This is a genomic window from Streptomyces sp. SAS_270 (genome assembly GCF_052543295.1).
The window spans coordinates 12,769-25,857 of record NZ_JBMNDS010000067.1 but is presented as its reverse complement, the minus strand read 5'-3'; the positions used below and the strand labels follow the sequence as shown (position 1 = coordinate 25,857).

At 69.1% G+C, this 13,089-nt stretch carries 14 protein-coding genes and 3 pseudogenes; 5 read left to right on the top strand and 12 right to left on the bottom strand.

The annotated features are described in order from the left end of the window. Positions 1 to 44 precede the first annotated feature (44 nt). Complete coding sequence (locus ACN6LB_RS33550) at positions 45 to 1,280, top strand: cytochrome P450 family protein (RefSeq protein WP_445029122.1); 1,236 nt, start codon at positions 45 to 47, stop codon at positions 1,278 to 1,280. A gap of 45 nt (positions 1,281 to 1,325) precedes the next feature. Here the strand turns inward: ACN6LB_RS33550 and ACN6LB_RS33545 are convergent. Together ACN6LB_RS33545 and ACN6LB_RS33540 are read right to left on the bottom strand one after the other, a co-directional pair. Then, a pseudogene (locus ACN6LB_RS33545) lies at positions 1,326 to 1,409 on the bottom strand (polysaccharide deacetylase family protein); the annotation flags it as partial. 23 nt (positions 1,410 to 1,432) lie between these two features. Further along, positions 1,433 to 2,185 (bottom strand): SDR family oxidoreductase, encoded by a 753-nt coding sequence (locus ACN6LB_RS33540; RefSeq protein WP_445029121.1) that lies wholly within the window; start codon positions 2,183 to 2,185, stop codon positions 1,433 to 1,435. Between the two features lie 173 nt (positions 2,186 to 2,358). Between ACN6LB_RS33540 and ACN6LB_RS33535 the strand changes: the two genes are divergently transcribed. Beyond that, positions 2,359 to 2,667, top strand: coding sequence for a hypothetical protein (locus ACN6LB_RS33535; protein ID WP_445029120.1), 309 nt, complete (start codon positions 2,359 to 2,361; stop codon positions 2,665 to 2,667). On the opposite strand, the gene ACN6LB_RS33530 is transcribed toward ACN6LB_RS33535, so the two are convergent. The 4 genes from ACN6LB_RS33530 to ACN6LB_RS33515 all read right to left on the bottom strand — a co-directional run bounded on the left by ACN6LB_RS33530 (position 2,630) and on the right by ACN6LB_RS33515 (position 4,436). Continuing rightward, complete coding sequence (locus ACN6LB_RS33530) at positions 2,630 to 3,004, bottom strand: fluoride efflux transporter FluC (RefSeq protein ID WP_356136565.1); 375 nt, start codon at positions 3,002 to 3,004, stop codon at positions 2,630 to 2,632. The two genes, ACN6LB_RS33535 and ACN6LB_RS33530, sit on opposite strands and share 38 nt — an antisense overlap. Then, complete coding sequence (locus ACN6LB_RS33525; RefSeq protein WP_445029119.1) at positions 3,001 to 3,351, bottom strand: DUF190 domain-containing protein; 351 nt, start codon at positions 3,349 to 3,351, stop codon at positions 3,001 to 3,003. The genes ACN6LB_RS33530 and ACN6LB_RS33525 overlap by 4 nt, the downstream gene beginning before the upstream one ends. After that, the gene (gene crcB, locus ACN6LB_RS33520; RefSeq protein WP_445029118.1) at positions 3,348 to 3,833 is read right to left on the bottom strand and encodes a fluoride efflux transporter CrcB; all 486 of its coding nucleotides are present in this window, start codon (positions 3,831 to 3,833) and stop codon (positions 3,348 to 3,350) included. The genes ACN6LB_RS33525 and crcB overlap by 4 nt, the downstream gene beginning before the upstream one ends. 183 nt (positions 3,834 to 4,016) lie before the next feature. Continuing rightward, the gene (locus tag ACN6LB_RS33515; RefSeq protein ID WP_445029117.1) at positions 4,017 to 4,436 is read right to left on the bottom strand and encodes an arsenate reductase ArsC; all 420 of its coding nucleotides are present in this window, start codon (positions 4,434 to 4,436) and stop codon (positions 4,017 to 4,019) included. 69 nt (positions 4,437 to 4,505) lie between these two features. Here ACN6LB_RS33515 and ACN6LB_RS33510 point away from each other — a divergent pair, with 69 nt between their 5' ends. Both ACN6LB_RS33510 and ACN6LB_RS33505 read left to right on the top strand, forming a co-directional pair. Further along, entirely contained in the window at positions 4,506 to 4,820 is a 315-nt protein-coding gene (locus ACN6LB_RS33510) for an ArsR/SmtB family transcription factor (protein ID WP_445029116.1), read from the top strand. 37 nt (positions 4,821 to 4,857) lie between these two features. Then, positions 4,858 to 5,667, top strand: a complete 810-nt coding sequence (locus tag ACN6LB_RS33505; RefSeq protein WP_445029115.1) for an aquaporin — start codon at positions 4,858 to 4,860, stop codon at positions 5,665 to 5,667. On the opposite strand, the gene ACN6LB_RS33500 is transcribed toward ACN6LB_RS33505, so the two are convergent. The 6 genes and pseudogenes from ACN6LB_RS33500 to ACN6LB_RS33475 form a co-directional block, all read right to left on the bottom strand. Then, a complete protein-coding gene (locus tag ACN6LB_RS33500) occupies positions 5,607 to 5,975 on the bottom strand; it encodes an ArsR/SmtB family transcription factor (RefSeq protein WP_356136552.1) in 369 nt (122 codons plus the stop codon). The two genes, ACN6LB_RS33505 and ACN6LB_RS33500, sit on opposite strands and share 61 nt — an antisense overlap. A 99-nt stretch (positions 5,976 to 6,074) precedes the next feature. After that, positions 6,075 to 6,965: a geranyl diphosphate 2-C-methyltransferase gene (locus ACN6LB_RS33495; RefSeq protein WP_356136550.1), complete on the bottom strand. Its 891-nt coding sequence runs from the start codon at positions 6,963 to 6,965 to the stop codon at positions 6,075 to 6,077. 30 nt (positions 6,966 to 6,995) lie between these two features. Next, positions 6,996 to 8,321: a family 2 encapsulin nanocompartment cargo protein terpene cyclase gene (locus ACN6LB_RS33490; protein ID WP_445029114.1), complete on the bottom strand. Its 1,326-nt coding sequence runs from the start codon at positions 8,319 to 8,321 to the stop codon at positions 6,996 to 6,998. 102 nt (positions 8,322 to 8,423) lie between these two features. Continuing rightward, positions 8,424 to 9,836, bottom strand: coding sequence for a family 2B encapsulin nanocompartment shell protein (locus ACN6LB_RS33485; RefSeq protein WP_356136546.1), 1,413 nt, complete (start codon positions 9,834 to 9,836; stop codon positions 8,424 to 8,426). 815 nt (positions 9,837 to 10,651) lie between these two features. After that, positions 10,652 to 11,248, bottom strand: a pseudogene (locus tag ACN6LB_RS33480) (nucleotidyl transferase AbiEii/AbiGii toxin family protein). Positions 11,249 to 11,253: 5 nt separating this feature from the next. Further along, positions 11,254 to 11,433 (bottom strand): annotated as a pseudogene (locus ACN6LB_RS33475) (hypothetical protein); the annotation flags it as partial. Between the two features lie 607 nt (positions 11,434 to 12,040). Between ACN6LB_RS33475 and ACN6LB_RS33470 the strand changes: the two are divergent. Next, on the top strand, positions 12,041 to 13,048 hold the full coding sequence (locus ACN6LB_RS33470) for a methyltransferase (RefSeq protein ID WP_445029113.1): 1,008 nt from the start codon (positions 12,041 to 12,043) through the stop codon (positions 13,046 to 13,048). The last annotated feature ends 41 nt before the right edge of the window (positions 13,049 to 13,089 follow it).

Below are 13,089 nucleotides of genomic sequence, written 5' to 3'. Positions count from 1 at the left end.
TCCGTGATCAGACCCTGGTGTTCAGCCCACGAACAGGAGGCCTCGTGCCGGACCAGCCCTACGACATACTGGACCAGCCCTTCGTCATCGACCCCGCGGGTGGTGACATCCACGGCGAGGCGGACCGCCTGCGCGCCCGCGGCCCCGTCGCCCTCGTCGAACTCCCCGGCGGCATACGCGCCTGGGCCACCACCCAGCACGAGGTCCTCAGGCAGCTCCTCGCCGACGACCGGGTCTCGAAGGATCCCAACCAGCACTGGAACGCCTGGATCGACGGCCGGTACCGCGACACCTGGGTCAGCCTCTGGGTCGGCGTGTCCAACATGATCACCGCGTACGGCGCCAACCACCGAAGGCTGCGCAAGCTCGTCTCACCCGCGTTCACGAAGCGCCGTACCGACGCCTTGAAGCCCCGCATCGAGGAGATCTCCACCACCCTGCTCGACCGTATGGCCGAGGCACCCGACGGGCGCCTCGATCTGCGCACCGCTTACGCGCACCCGCTTCCGATGCAGGTGATGTGCGAGCTGTTCGGGGTGCCGGAGGAATGGCGGGCCGAGACCGCACGCCTCATCGAGGCCAACATGGACACCACCGCGACCCCCGAACAGGTCATGACCACTTGGGCGGAGGTCCACGAACTGCTCACCGGGCTGGTCGCCCTCAAGCGCGAGCAGCCCGGCGACGACATGGCGAGCGTCCTGATCGGGGCCCGCGACGAGGAGGGCTCGCACCTCACCGAGCAGGAACTCGTCGACACCTTCCTCATCGTCATCGGCGCCGGCCACGAGACGACGGTCAACCTGATCGGCAACGCGGTGCACGCCCTGCTGACCCATCCCGACCAGCTGGAACGCGTACGCCGCGGCGAGGCCGCGTGGAGCGACGTCATCGAGGAGACCCTCCGCTGGGCCCCCTCGATCGCCAATGTCCCCCTCCGGTTCGCCGTCGAGGACATCAAGCTCGCCGACGGCACGGTGATCCCGCAGGGCGACGCCATCCTCGCGATGTACGCGGCGGCCGGCCGGGATCCGCTGAAGCACGGGGCGAACGCGCACGCCTTCGACATCTCCCGCGCCGACAACGAGCATCTGTCCTTCGGCCACGGTGTCCACTACTGCATGGGTGCCCCACTGGCCCGTCTGGAGGCGTCCATCGCGCTCCCGGCGCTCTTCGAACGCTTCCCCGGACTGCGTCTCGACGAGGCGGCGGGTCCCGCGCGGCTCGGCGAGTCCTTCATCGGCCACGGCTACCGGTCGCTGCCGGTCCGGCTGGCCTGACCGTCCCTTCATGAAGAACGTCCGTTGAGGAGGGGAAGCCGGGAGCTACGGTCGATACACGGTTCCCGGCTCTGCCCTGCCCGGTGCCAGTAGCCGCGGCAGGGTCACGAACACGTACCCCCGCTTCTTCCTCGTGCGGGTCGGTGAGGGCGTCAGTCCGCTGACCGGGGCTGACCTTCCAGCCACTTCCGGTACGCGGTGGGAGCGATGACGGCGTCTTCCTCGGCGATGAGGGCGTTGCCGGGCGCGGCGGCGAACATGCCGGCGCCGGCGTCGGTGACGACGGTGCGGTGGTCGCCACGGGCGGCGAGGGTGATCCTGCCCAGTTCGTCGAGGGGGAAGACCTCGGGACCCGCGACGTTGCGGGTGCCTCGCAGCGGGCTGCCCACACTGACCTCGGCGACGGCACGGGCCACATCGGCGGCGGCCATCGGCTGCACGGGGGTGGCGGGCAGCCGGACGGTGGTCTCGTCGGCCGTCCACGAGAACGCCGCGTCCATGAACTCGAAGAACTGGGTGGCGCGGACGATCGAGTACGGCACGGGTCCGGCCTTGAGAATGTCCTCCTGAAGGACCTTGGCACGGTAGTAGGCAAGGTCGGGCACCTGTTCGGCGCCGACGATGGAGAGGATCACCGCGTGGCCGACACCCGCACGGTCGGCCGCCGCCAGGAGGTTGTCCATCGTCGTGTGGAAGAAGGCCCCCGACGCGTCGTCGAAGGTCGGCGAATTCGTCAGGTTCACCACGACCTCGGCGCCCTTCAGCGCTTCGCCCAAGCCCTGCCCGGTGAGGAGATCCACACCGGTCGACAGCGAGAGCGGCACCGCCTCGTGCCCGTCCGCCCGCAGGATTTCGACGACCTGCGACCCGATGAGCCCGGTGCCACCGATCACGGCGATCCTCATGCCAACCACACCCTTTCCGGCAACTTCGACCAAGAGTCGAGGACGGCCCGCCGCTGACCGGCGTGGATCTTCGTCCCGCTCACCAAAGATGACAGGACAGCCCGCTCGGCTGTGACAGCCCCGCCGGGACTCGTCGCGGTCCGCGCGGGTGAGCCCGGACGGAACTTTCGGGCATGGCCTTCTTTTGGGCGGGCATGTTCGACTTCCGCCACCCGAGCAACAAGCAGGTGCTGCTGAACGCGGACGGCTCCATCAGGTCCGTCGGCCCGATCCGGCACATCGCGCCCGTCGCCACGAGCATCACGCCGGGCCCGGCGCCGGAGAACGCCGCCACCGACGCCTCCCGGCTCCCCGGCCTCCCGGTGGGTGTCGCTGCCGGGGCTCTGCCGGCGGCCGGTGCCACGGGGACGCTGCGCACCCTGCGCCGTAGGGCGTCACGCGGGGTCACGCCCAGATCGACTGGGCGATCGCGGCTCCGGTGAAGGCGGCGCCGAGGCCGGCGACGATGCCGGCGGCCGCGTTGGCCGCGGCGAAGAAGCGGGCGCCCTGCTCGGCCAGCCGCAGCGTCTCGTAGGAGAGGGTCGAGTACGTCGTCAGCGCGCCGCACAGGCCCGTGCCCAGCAGGAGTTGAACGTGGGAGGAGGCGCCGCCGGCGGTGATCGCGCCGGTGATCAGGCCGAGGATGAGGCAGCCGGCCGTGTTGACCGTGAAGGTGCCCCAGGGGAAGACGGTGTCGTGCCGGGTCTGCACGGTGCGGTCGGTCAGGTAGCGCAGCGGGGCCCCGGCCATCGCGCCGACCACGACCAGCAGCCAGTTCACGCGTGCTCCCCGTCGCGGCCGACGTAGCGGATGACCTCGCAGTCGTCGAGGACCACCAGGCCCTCACCGACGAGTTCGTCCAGCTGGGGGAGGAAGGCGCGGACACGGTCCTCGGTGTCGACGATGACGATCGCGACGGGCAGGTCCTCGCTCAGGGACAGCAGCCGGGTGGTGTGGATGAGCGAGGAGGCGCCGTAGCCCTCGATGCCGCGGAAGACGCTGGCGCCCGCGAGTCCGGCGGCGTGCGCGCGGTGGACGATCTCGGAGAACAGGGGCTTGTGGTGCCAAGTGTCGTTCTCGCCGATGAAGATCGTCACTCGCAGGGCGGTGCCGGTCAGCCGGGTCATGACTGCCTCCACTCGATCACACGGCGGGTCAGGTTCGCCGTGGTCCACACCGCGGCCAACGCCGCGAGCATGGTGGCGGCGAGGTAGGCCAGGCCGGTGCCGGCGCGGCCGTCGTCGAACAGGCGCTGGATGTCCACGGCGTAGGTGGAGAACGTGGTGAAGCCGCCGAGGACGCCGGTGCCGAAGAAGGGGCGGACGAGGCGGTGCGCGGCCCACACGTCGGTGATGACCACCATGAAGACGCCGATGACGCCGCAGCCGATCACGTTCACCCAGAACGTCGTCCAGGGGAAGGAGCCGGCCGCGGTCGGCCACAGCAGCGCCGCGCCGTAGCGGGCCGAGGCTCCGATGCCGCCGCCGACCGACACGGCCGCGATGATCGGCCACTGGCCGCGCAGCAGCTCATGCCGCTGTGCGGGCACACGCAGATCGACGTCGGGGTCGGTGGGTTCGCCGAGCACCGGGGATCGGGTCTCTCCCATGCAGACATCTCCTACTCGCACGGCGCCCAGCCGTCTTCGGGCGCGCTCACGTCGCAAGCAGGGACCGTTGGCGGCGCCGTCGCCGCGGTTGGGGTACGGCGGGCCCCACCGCCGCGCGGCGCACACCAGGAGCACCGCAGACACTCAGGCTACTCCGCGAGGGCTCACGGCTCATACGGGAGGTTACGTCTCCTGCCGGCCGTCGATCTCGGCGATCAGGGACTCGATGCGGGTCCTGATCTCGTCGCGGATGGGGCGGACGGACCCGACACCCTTGCCGGCCGGGTCCTCCAGGGCCCAGTCGAGGTACTTCTTGCCGGGGAACACCGGACAGGCGTCGCCGCAGCCCATGGTGATCACGTAGTCGGACGCCTGGACGGCCTCGGTGGTCAGGATCTTCGGCTGGGCGCCGGCGATGTCGATGCCGACCTCCTTCATCGCCTCGACCGCGGAGGGGTTGACCCGGTCGCCCGGCACGGAGCCGGCGGAGCGGACCTCGATCCGGTCGCCCGCGAGGTGGTCGAGGAATCCGGCGGCCATCTGCGAGCGCCCGGCGTTGTGGACGCAGACGAACAGCACGGAGGCGAGCGGGCTGGAGGGCATCGGTTCTTCCTTCACGAATGGATCAGCCCCAGCTGGTATCAGCGAGAAGTGATGTGACAGTATCAGTCCATGCTGACGTCAGTCGACACTGATCTGATGCGGGTCCTGGCCGACCCGCTCCGTCTCCGGATCGTCACCCTGCTGGCCAGGGAGACGCTCTGCACCACGCACCTGATCGAGGAGACGGGGGCCAGGCAGACCAACCTCTCCAACCATCTGAAGGTGCTGCGTGACGCCGGGGTCGTGGAGACCGAGCCGTGCGGCCGGTTCACCTACTACCGGCTCAAGCCCGAGGTCATCGCCACCCTCGCCGGTCGGTTCGCCGACCTCGCCAGGACCGCGCGGGCCACCGCCGAGAACAACGTCAAGCGCTCCTGCCCCTGAACCCGCCCCGCAGGCGACCTGCACCGAGGAGATCCTGTTGACCGCCACCGAGGCCACTGAAGCCACCGGGCACGACAGGGCCGGGGAGTACGCCGTAGCACCCGCCGCTGCTCCGCTGGTCGCGCGTGTCGCGGCCGAACTGGTCGGTACGGCAGCCCTGGTGGCGGTCGTGGTCGGCTCCGGCATCCAGGCCACCGAGCTGACCAAGGACGTCGGCCTCCAGCTGCTCGCCGACTCGACGGCCACCGTTCTCGGCCTCGGCGTGCTGATCCTGCTGCTCGGCCCGGTCTCCGGCGCGCACTTCAACCCGGTGGTCACCCTGGCCGAGTGGTGGACGGCCCGCCGTGGCGGCGCCGGTGTCACCCTGCGCGAGGCGGCGGCGTACGTCCCCGCACAGATCGCCGGCGCGATCGCGGGCGCCGTCCTCGCGGACGCGATGTTCGGCGAGCCGCTGGTCAAGTGGTCCACCCACGACCGTTCGGCCGGACATCTGCTGCTCGGCGAGATCGTGGCAACCGCCGGTCTCGTACTGCTGATCTTCGGCCTGGCCCGCACGGATCGCCTGCGCTTCGCCCCGGTGGCCGTCGCCTCGTACATCGGCGCCGCCTATTGGTTCACCTCGTCCACCTCGTTCGCCAACCCGGCGGTGACGATCGGCCGCGCGTTCACCGACACCTTCGCGGGCATCGCTCCCGGCTCGGTCGCGGGGTTCGTCGGGATGCAGCTCGTCGGTGCGGTGGTCGGGCTGGCGCTGGTGGCGCTGATCTTCCTGCCCCGCCGGCCTGCTCAGCCGAGGGTGCCGAGCATCCGGCCCATCGAGGCGACCACGGACGGCTCGACCCGGTAGTAGACCCAGGTCCCGCGCCGCTCGGAGGTCAGCAGGCCGGCCTCCTTGAGCTTCTTCAGGTGGTGGGAGACGGTCGGCTGGGAGACGCCGACGTCGGAGATGTCGCACACGCACGCCTCGCCGTCCTCGTGCGAGGCCACCGCCGAGAACAGCCGCAGCCGGACAGGATCGCCCAGCGCCTTGAACATCCGGGCCGTCTTCTCGGCCTCCTCGGCGGTCAGCGGCCGTTCGGTGAGCGGGGGGCAGCACGGCGCCACTGCCTCGGGGCTCTCGGGTTCCAGCAGCGGCAGGACCGTGGTATTCGACATACATCTATGTTGACACATGTCGAACCAACGGGCGAGGGGCCGTCCCGTCAGGGCCCCCCCCAGGCCCGGCAGCGGAAGGTCAGACTCGGCAGCGGAAGGTCAGACTCGGTCGGCGGCGATGAGGAGGTACTGGAAGGACCCGTCCCTGTAGGAGTTGATGAACGCGTCCTCGATCCCCGTGACCAGCGAGGACGTTGCCCGCAGCTCCCAGTAGGGCAGCGTGTCGGGCGTGAGGTCGACGACGGCCTGCGGCACCAGGCGGTTGTCGGCCATGGCACGCAGGTACTCCCGACGGGAGTGGATGTTGCACTCGAAGTGCGCGTTGATCTGGGAGACCCACTTCGAAGGCTGGCCGTACCGCGGGTTCCAGCAGCCGGTGATGGTCACGTAGCGACCGCCGACCTCGAGGATGCGGGAGTGTTCCGCGAAGAGGTCCTGCAGGTCGACGTACATGCTCGACTCGTTGTTCCACGAGGCCGCGGCCTGCCCGGTCTCGAAGGGCGTGGAGAGCATGTTGCAGACGCGGGCGCGCACGTGGTCCTGGATGCGGAGTTCGTGGGCCCGCCGGTTGGCGAAGTCGGCCTGCTTGGCCGACAGCGTGACACCTTCGACCTTGCATCCGAAGCGTTGGTGCGCCATCACCATCGACCCGCCGCGCCCGCAGCCGGCGTCCACGAGGGTGTCGTCACGTCCGATGTCGCCGAGGTGCCCCAGGAGGACATCGGCCTGCGCCGACTCCAGCCGGTGGAGCTCGGCGATCAGCCTCTTCTCGCTCTCGCTGTCCTCGGCGTCGCCGAGTGCGGAGTGGTCGACCTCACCGATGCCGTAGTGGTGGTGGTAGAGACCGTCGACATCGCCGAGACGCAGGTTCACGGGCCTGGCCTCCCCGTCCCAGTAGCGGGCGATGTCTCCCTGGTAGGGAGTCGCCGGGCCGGGAATGAGCACAGAGGCGTCGGTGGCGGTGAGTTCGGTGCTGGTCGTGCTGGTCACAGATGAGTCCAATCTTCTTACCGGAAGTCGTTACCAGAAGTCGGGCAGGCTGTAGCGATAGGTGTTGGTCCGGTGCCAGTGGTGGTTTCCGTCGACCCAGGCGGCCACGCCTCGCAGGAAGCGCTGCACGGTCGGGACGGGGCAGTCGACGGCCAGGGCCGCGGCGTTGCTCTCGAAGTCGTGCATGAGGTCGTTGTGGACCTCGACCGCCTTCAGATAGCCGTCCCGGTCGGAGAGGCCCTCACGTTCGGCGATCACGACGGGCAGGTTCAGGTGCCGCCCGGGAGCGTCGAGTTCCTTGGTGTACGAGTACAGGTCGTTGACGATGGTCGTCGCGTTCCCCGCCAGCGCGATGACCTTCTGCATGGCGCTCCGGGCATGCAGGTCCGACGGCAGCTCGTAGCCGCCGATGGTGTCGGTGATGGTCGGGCAGGGGCGGAAGTTGTTGAACTGGCGCATCGCCAGGTACTCCCACACCTCGGGTACGTGGTCCATCTGGGCCCAGGCGGCTTCGGCTAGATACCCCAGGTGAAGCCGGGCCATGTCGTGCCGGTACCGGTCGGTCTGGGAGGGGCTGGCTGCTTGGTTGAAGTAGTCCATGGCGGAGCGGTAGGCACGCCGGGGCGCGTCCGCGTGGAGCGACTTCGCCCAGTCCCCCTGGTACTCCTCGGTCGTGTGAACGGGGTCGAGTGCGGTGTGCGCCAGCAGAAGGCGTTCGCCGAGGCCGACGGGCGAGCCTCCGTGGTCCTCGCAGTAGCAGTCGTCCACCGCGTTCTCGGCCACCATGAGACGGGTGGCGATCATCAGGTGGTCGATGGTGGGTGCGTCCGGATGGCACCCGACCATGTAGCGGCCCACGGAGAAGCCGTCGAACTGCTCCTCCCAGTCCTCGGGATACAGGGAGACCTCGTCCAGCGCCCAGGACTTGATCCTTCGGCTGACCTCCTCGACCCGCACCGGGTCCGGCTCGGCCACCTGGTGGTGGTAGAGGCCCGGGATCGGCGTGCCTTCCGCCGTGACTGCCGACGGCTCCGAGGGCGTCGGCGGCTGCTCCCGCGGGATCAGACGCAGGCCCGCCGTGCCCACGCCGCTGGGGCCGCGCAGGATCCGTTCCAGGTCCGGGATCGGTGTCGGCACCACGGCTGTCGGGGCATCGGGGGGTGGTGGCGTCGGAGCAGGCGGTTCCGGCACGGAAACCGCAGGTGGAGCGGGCACGGACGGCGCACAGGGTGGGCTTCCGGTGACAGCCTTGATGTCGCAGGCACGGGCCGCGGCTTCAGTCAGGACGTGCGCCCCGAAGTGGGCAGCGGCCGCCGGCAGGCTCGACTGCGGAGATGTCGGCTCAGGCGCGGGCATCGATGGCTCCTTCGTGGGGTGGGCGGCTGCCCGGGCCTTCAGGTCTGCGCGACCGATCCGGATGGTCCGGGGTGTCGCACCATGTCGTGCAGGCCGAGCCCGCTACCTGGGCCACCGGGCGATCTGTACGTTCTCCAGCACGCCGACCGCGTCCGGCACGAGGATGGCGGCGGAGTAATAGGTGCTGACGAGGTAGGAGATGATCGCCTGCTCGTTGACGCCCATGAACCGGACCGACAGACCCGGTTCGTACTCGTCCGGCAGACCCGTCTGACGAAGACCGATGACACCCTGGTTGTCCTCGCCGGTACGCATGCAGAGGATCGAGCTGGTCTTCTCCTTAGTGATGGGGATCTTGTTGCAGGGAAGGATCGGAACCCCGCGCCAGGCCGGGACCTGCTGACCACCGAGGTCGACATGGTCCGGATAGAGCCCGCGGGCGTTGAACTCGCGCCCGATCGCCGCGATGGTCTTCGGGTGCGCGAGGAAGAACTTGGACCCGCGACGGCGGCAGAGCAACTCGTCCATGTCGTCCGGGGTCGGCGGCCCGGAGTGCGTCTGGAAGCGCTGCTTGAAGTCGGCGTTGTTGAGCAGGCCGAACTCCTTGTTGTTGATCAGCTCGTGCTCCTGGCGCTCGCGCAACGCCTCGATGGTGAGCCTGAGTTGCTCCTTGGTCTGGTTCATCGGCTCGTTGTAGAGGTCGGCGACCCTCGTATGGATCCGCAGAATGGTCTGGGCGACCGAGAGTTCGTACTCGCGCGGATTCAGTTCGTAGTCGACGAACGCGCCGGGCAGCTCATGCTCGCCGGTGTGGCCGGCCGACATCGCGATCTCCGCCTCGCCGCGGTGGTTCTGCCGTTGGCGGGGAAGCGACGTGAACGACTCGATGTGGTCCCGCAGGCCCGGCGCCGTGGACAGCACGGCCTCGAAGTCGGCGCGGGCCAGGGTGAGCAGGGTGCCGGAGGTCTCGGCGGTGGCGGTGTGCTCCCAAGGGGCGTTCCCGTCCAGCAGGGCGTGGTCCCCGAACCGGTCGCCATCTGCAAGTACGTCCAGCGCGACCTCGTCGCCGTACTCGCCGACGGAGGTCCGGCTGATACGGCCGTGGGCGATCAGGTGGAGCTGATCCGCGGGCGCGCCGCGTTGCACCAGCGCCTCGCCGGCCCGGAAGTCGCGCTGGACGCACCGATCGGCGAGGGCAGTGAGCACCTCCACGTCGTCGAAGCCGCGCAGCAGGGCCAGTTCGCCGAGTTCACGGGGGATCACCCGGACGTCGCCGCCGTTCTGGACGAACTCCACGCGCCCGTCGCCGACGGTGTAGGTCAGGCGACGGTTCACCCGATAGACCCCGCCCTTGGTCTCCACCCAGGGGAGCATCCGCAGCAGCCAGCGAGAGGTGATCTCCTGCATCTGCGGGGCGGACTTGGTCGTGGTCGCGAGGTTGCGGGCGGCCGCCGTGCCGAGGCTGGTGTGCCGGGGCGGCTCCAGTCGCGCCTCCGGACTCGAGTCAACAGTCATCGGGCGGGCTCTCCTTGTTCAGGGCGGTGATGGCACGTATGCGGACGCCACCGGGCAATAGCTGTAAAACGATGTATATAAAGGGGAATCGGTCCAGATCCAGGTGAACCCTAATGGCCGCGTCGCCCCGTGGACCAAGGAAAGTGGGCGACATTAACTCGATGCGATGATCGCGCCCGCGCGATGTTTGCCCGGGTACCGACGGGATTCAGCCCCGATCAGGCGCCGCATGCCGCCGAGCGGCCGGTCGACTTCCAGGGTGCGGACCGGCGAGCCGAGGGGCCATGCAAGTGCCGTGCACCCAGGCCGCCTTGGGCGATCGAGCCGGTCGGCAACGCCCGCCCACCGCCGCCACCGTCCACCGGTGCCGCGCCCGGCACACCACATCACGGCATCGGAAACGCGACAGAACTCAGCCGAGGCAATGGTGCGGCCGGGGCGACGCTTCGATATGCATGCGCTGCCCTGTGCTTCTGTCCGCTCCTTTGACGTTCTTGAGAAGTCGTCGGGGCGCTCGTCCTGGAACACGAGCGGCCTGTCCCGGCACGGGTGCTGCGCGGACTCCGGACCGGTGACGAGTCGGCCTCCGGCTTGGAGGTCGGCGACGGCGGGAAGGGAGAGGACGAGGACTCACCCGGTGCGTCATGGTCAGGGTGAACCGGCATTTCCGCAAGCCGGTGAAGGAGACATCTGCCGCTGTGGAACAACTGACCTCCGTCACCACGAGGATGGGGGACTGGGCGCCCAAGGCCCGTGTCGTCACGTGTGCTGCTTGCACACTCGCGGTCTGAAAGGTGCGCTCTCTCCTGGCTGTTCTAGTCGATTTCGGGGTCGCCGAGCTCTTCGAGGAGGCGGGTCGCGAGGTCGTCGGCCCACTCCACGGCCCAGGTGCGCAGAGCGGTGATGGTGGCGTCGTCGAGGCCGTAGGCGGTGAAGGCTTCGTCGTCTGTCCACTCGGCGCCGGTCAGGTTCGCCTGGAGGTCCTCGCGCTCGAAGCGGCCACGAGCGTGGCGGCGGCCGAACTCCTCGAGCTCGGCGTTCGTCCAGCGGCGGGAGGCCGCGAAGACGTCGATCAGGTCGCGAGGCGCTCCGCGGTCGGCGGGGGCGCGCACCTTGGTCCCGATCACGTCCTCCTCGGCGAGGACGGGCCCCTACGGGCTCTGGGCGACCGGCCGCCAGAAGATCTCCTTGAGGATGTCGACTTCGCCTCCTGCCCGGTGGCGGGGTCCGTCACGGTGAAGCGTGCGGACAGCGGGGCGGTCTCCAGCGCCTGCACCTTCCAGCCCCGGACCTTCAGACCGCTGCGGAGCGCGAGGGTACGCCCTTACGGCATACCCGCCGGTGAGCACCAGGGGGTATGGCGAGCCGAGGGCGAGCACATCCGCCAGGAGCCGTGTGTGCAGCTCCGGCATGTCCGTCACACGGCCGCCCGGGCGCGTGAGGCGAGCTCGGGGAAGGCGTCCTCCCACACCGTGCGCACGGTGCGACCGACGAGGGTGCGCAGTACTGGCCACAGCTGGAGGAGCAGATCCCGGTTGAGGTAGCGGGGCAGGTCGTCGTGCAGGCCCTCGTGCAGGACGGTGCGGTACAGGCCCATGGCCCACCACGACGAGGACGGTGCCGAACTTGGTCTTCAGCTTCTCGAAGACGTCCCGCAACTTCGTTTCGGTGTTGAGCAGCTGCTTGTCGAAGACTTGTTTGCCGGCTGCTGTCGTTCAAGCCGTCCTCCCGAACGGATGAGCCTTGGCCCAAGGCCCGCCGTCGCGAAGACCGTCGTCCAGCACCGCGCTCTGCTCCGGGGGCCGCCCGACTCCGCCGCCACACCGATCGGTGCGGTCATGAAGGCGGTGGGACTCGAACCGCACTCCGCGTCGGGGCCGCGGACAGCAGGCCGCCTGTCCGACCGAATCCGGGAACAGTACGCGGCTGTCCATGCCCTCCGCGGCAAGGGAGTTGGGCTGCGAGCGATCGGCCGTGACCTCGGACCGGCCCGCAACAACGAAGTCACCGCCGGGGATCCGGGCCCCCGCAACCCCTCATTTCTTGCGAGATTTTCTGGGGTTGTCGCGTGGGTGCGGTGCTCACATGATTTGAAGGAGTGCTCCAAGCCAGTGAATTCATCACAAGGCAGTGAGCGGTGAAATTCATGCAAGGCGATGAATAGGGCCAGTCAAAAGGGTTCCGACAGCCTGGAGAGTTCACAAATGAAACGCGATCTGAAGGCCGTGCAGGAAGTGGTCGAACTCGTCACCGGTGGGTGGCGCGCACAGGCCGTCTACGCGGCAGCGAAGTTCAGACTGCCCGATCACATCGAAGCAGGCCTGTCTCGCGACGGCGAACTCGCCGAGGCGGCGGGGGTGGAGGAGCAGGGCATTCACCGCCTGATGCGGCTGCTGGTGGCGATGGGGGTGTTCGAGGGGGGCCCGGAGACGGGTTACCGCAACACCCCGGTGAGCACCGCACTGCTCGATCGGCCTGGGACGATGCGTGACATGTGCCTGCTGTACGGCGAGGAGTTCTACACCGCCTGGGGTCATGCCGCGGAGTGCTTCCGCACATCGACAGCCGGGTTCGAGCTGGCCCACGGTGAGCCGCTCTATCGCCACCTCGACGGCCACCCGGACCTGGCCGACCGGTTCCAGCGGACCATGAAGGCGGGCAACCTCTTCTTCGACCACGTACCGGAGATCTTCGACTTCTCCGACAAGACGGTGGTGGACTGCGGTGGCGGCAACGGGCACCTGCTCTCGGTGATCCTTGAAGCGGCCCCGGACGCCCGCGGGAAACTGATCGACCGCGAACACGTCGTCCCGATCGCCCGCGAGTACCTGGCGGGAACGGTCGGCCTGGACCGGGTCGAGCTCTTCGGTGGAGACATGTTCACGTCAGTACCGGAGGGTGGCGACGTCTACATCTTCTGCCGGGTGTTGGCCGGCTGGTCCGACGACGATGCCGTCGCGGCCTTCGAGCACTGCCGCCGCGCAATGACCGGCCCTTCCTCCAGGCTACTGGTCATGGACCGCATGGTGGTGGACAACGGCACCACCGTGCTGCCCGCGCTATGGGACCTGCACCTGCTGATGACGACCGGTGGCGGGCACCGTTCCGTCGATCGATTCCGGTCCCTGCTGGACCGGGCGGGCCTGGACATCGAACGGATCGCCGAGCTTCCGATGGAAACCACCGCGCTCATCGCCGCACCGCGCGCCTGACCCCCCTGCGCGGTCCGTGGCAGCACCGCTCCACCCACCGC

Coding starts and splice junctions, on each gene's coding strand:
- ACN6LB_RS33535 (WP_445029120.1), top strand. CDS start 2,359: ATGGCCTTCTTTTGGGCGGGCATGTTCGACTTCCGCCACCCGAGCAAC.
- ACN6LB_RS33500 (WP_356136552.1), bottom strand. CDS start 5,975: ATGTCGAATACCACGGTCCTGCCGCTGCTGGAACCCGAGAGCCCCGAG.
- ACN6LB_RS33490 (WP_445029114.1), bottom strand. CDS start 8,321: ATGCCCGCGCCTGAGCCGACATCTCCGCAGTCGAGCCTGCCGGCGGCC.
- ACN6LB_RS33470 (WP_445029113.1), top strand. CDS start 12,041: ATGAAACGCGATCTGAAGGCCGTGCAGGAAGTGGTCGAACTCGTCACC.
- ACN6LB_RS33485 (WP_356136546.1), bottom strand. CDS start 9,836: ATGACTGTTGACTCGAGTCCGGAGGCGCGACTGGAGCCGCCCCGGCAC.
- ACN6LB_RS33525 (WP_445029119.1), bottom strand. CDS start 3,351: ATGACCCGGCTGACCGGCACCGCCCTGCGAGTGACGATCTTCATCGGC.
- ACN6LB_RS33515 (WP_445029117.1), bottom strand. CDS start 4,436: ATGCCCTCCAGCCCGCTCGCCTCCGTGCTGTTCGTCTGCGTCCACAAC.
- ACN6LB_RS33540 (WP_445029121.1), bottom strand. CDS start 2,185: ATGAGGATCGCCGTGATCGGTGGCACCGGGCTCATCGGGTCGCAGGTC.
- ACN6LB_RS33510 (WP_445029116.1), top strand. CDS start 4,506: ATGCTGACGTCAGTCGACACTGATCTGATGCGGGTCCTGGCCGACCCG.
- crcB (WP_445029118.1), bottom strand. CDS start 3,833: ATGGGAGAGACCCGATCCCCGGTGCTCGGCGAACCCACCGACCCCGAC.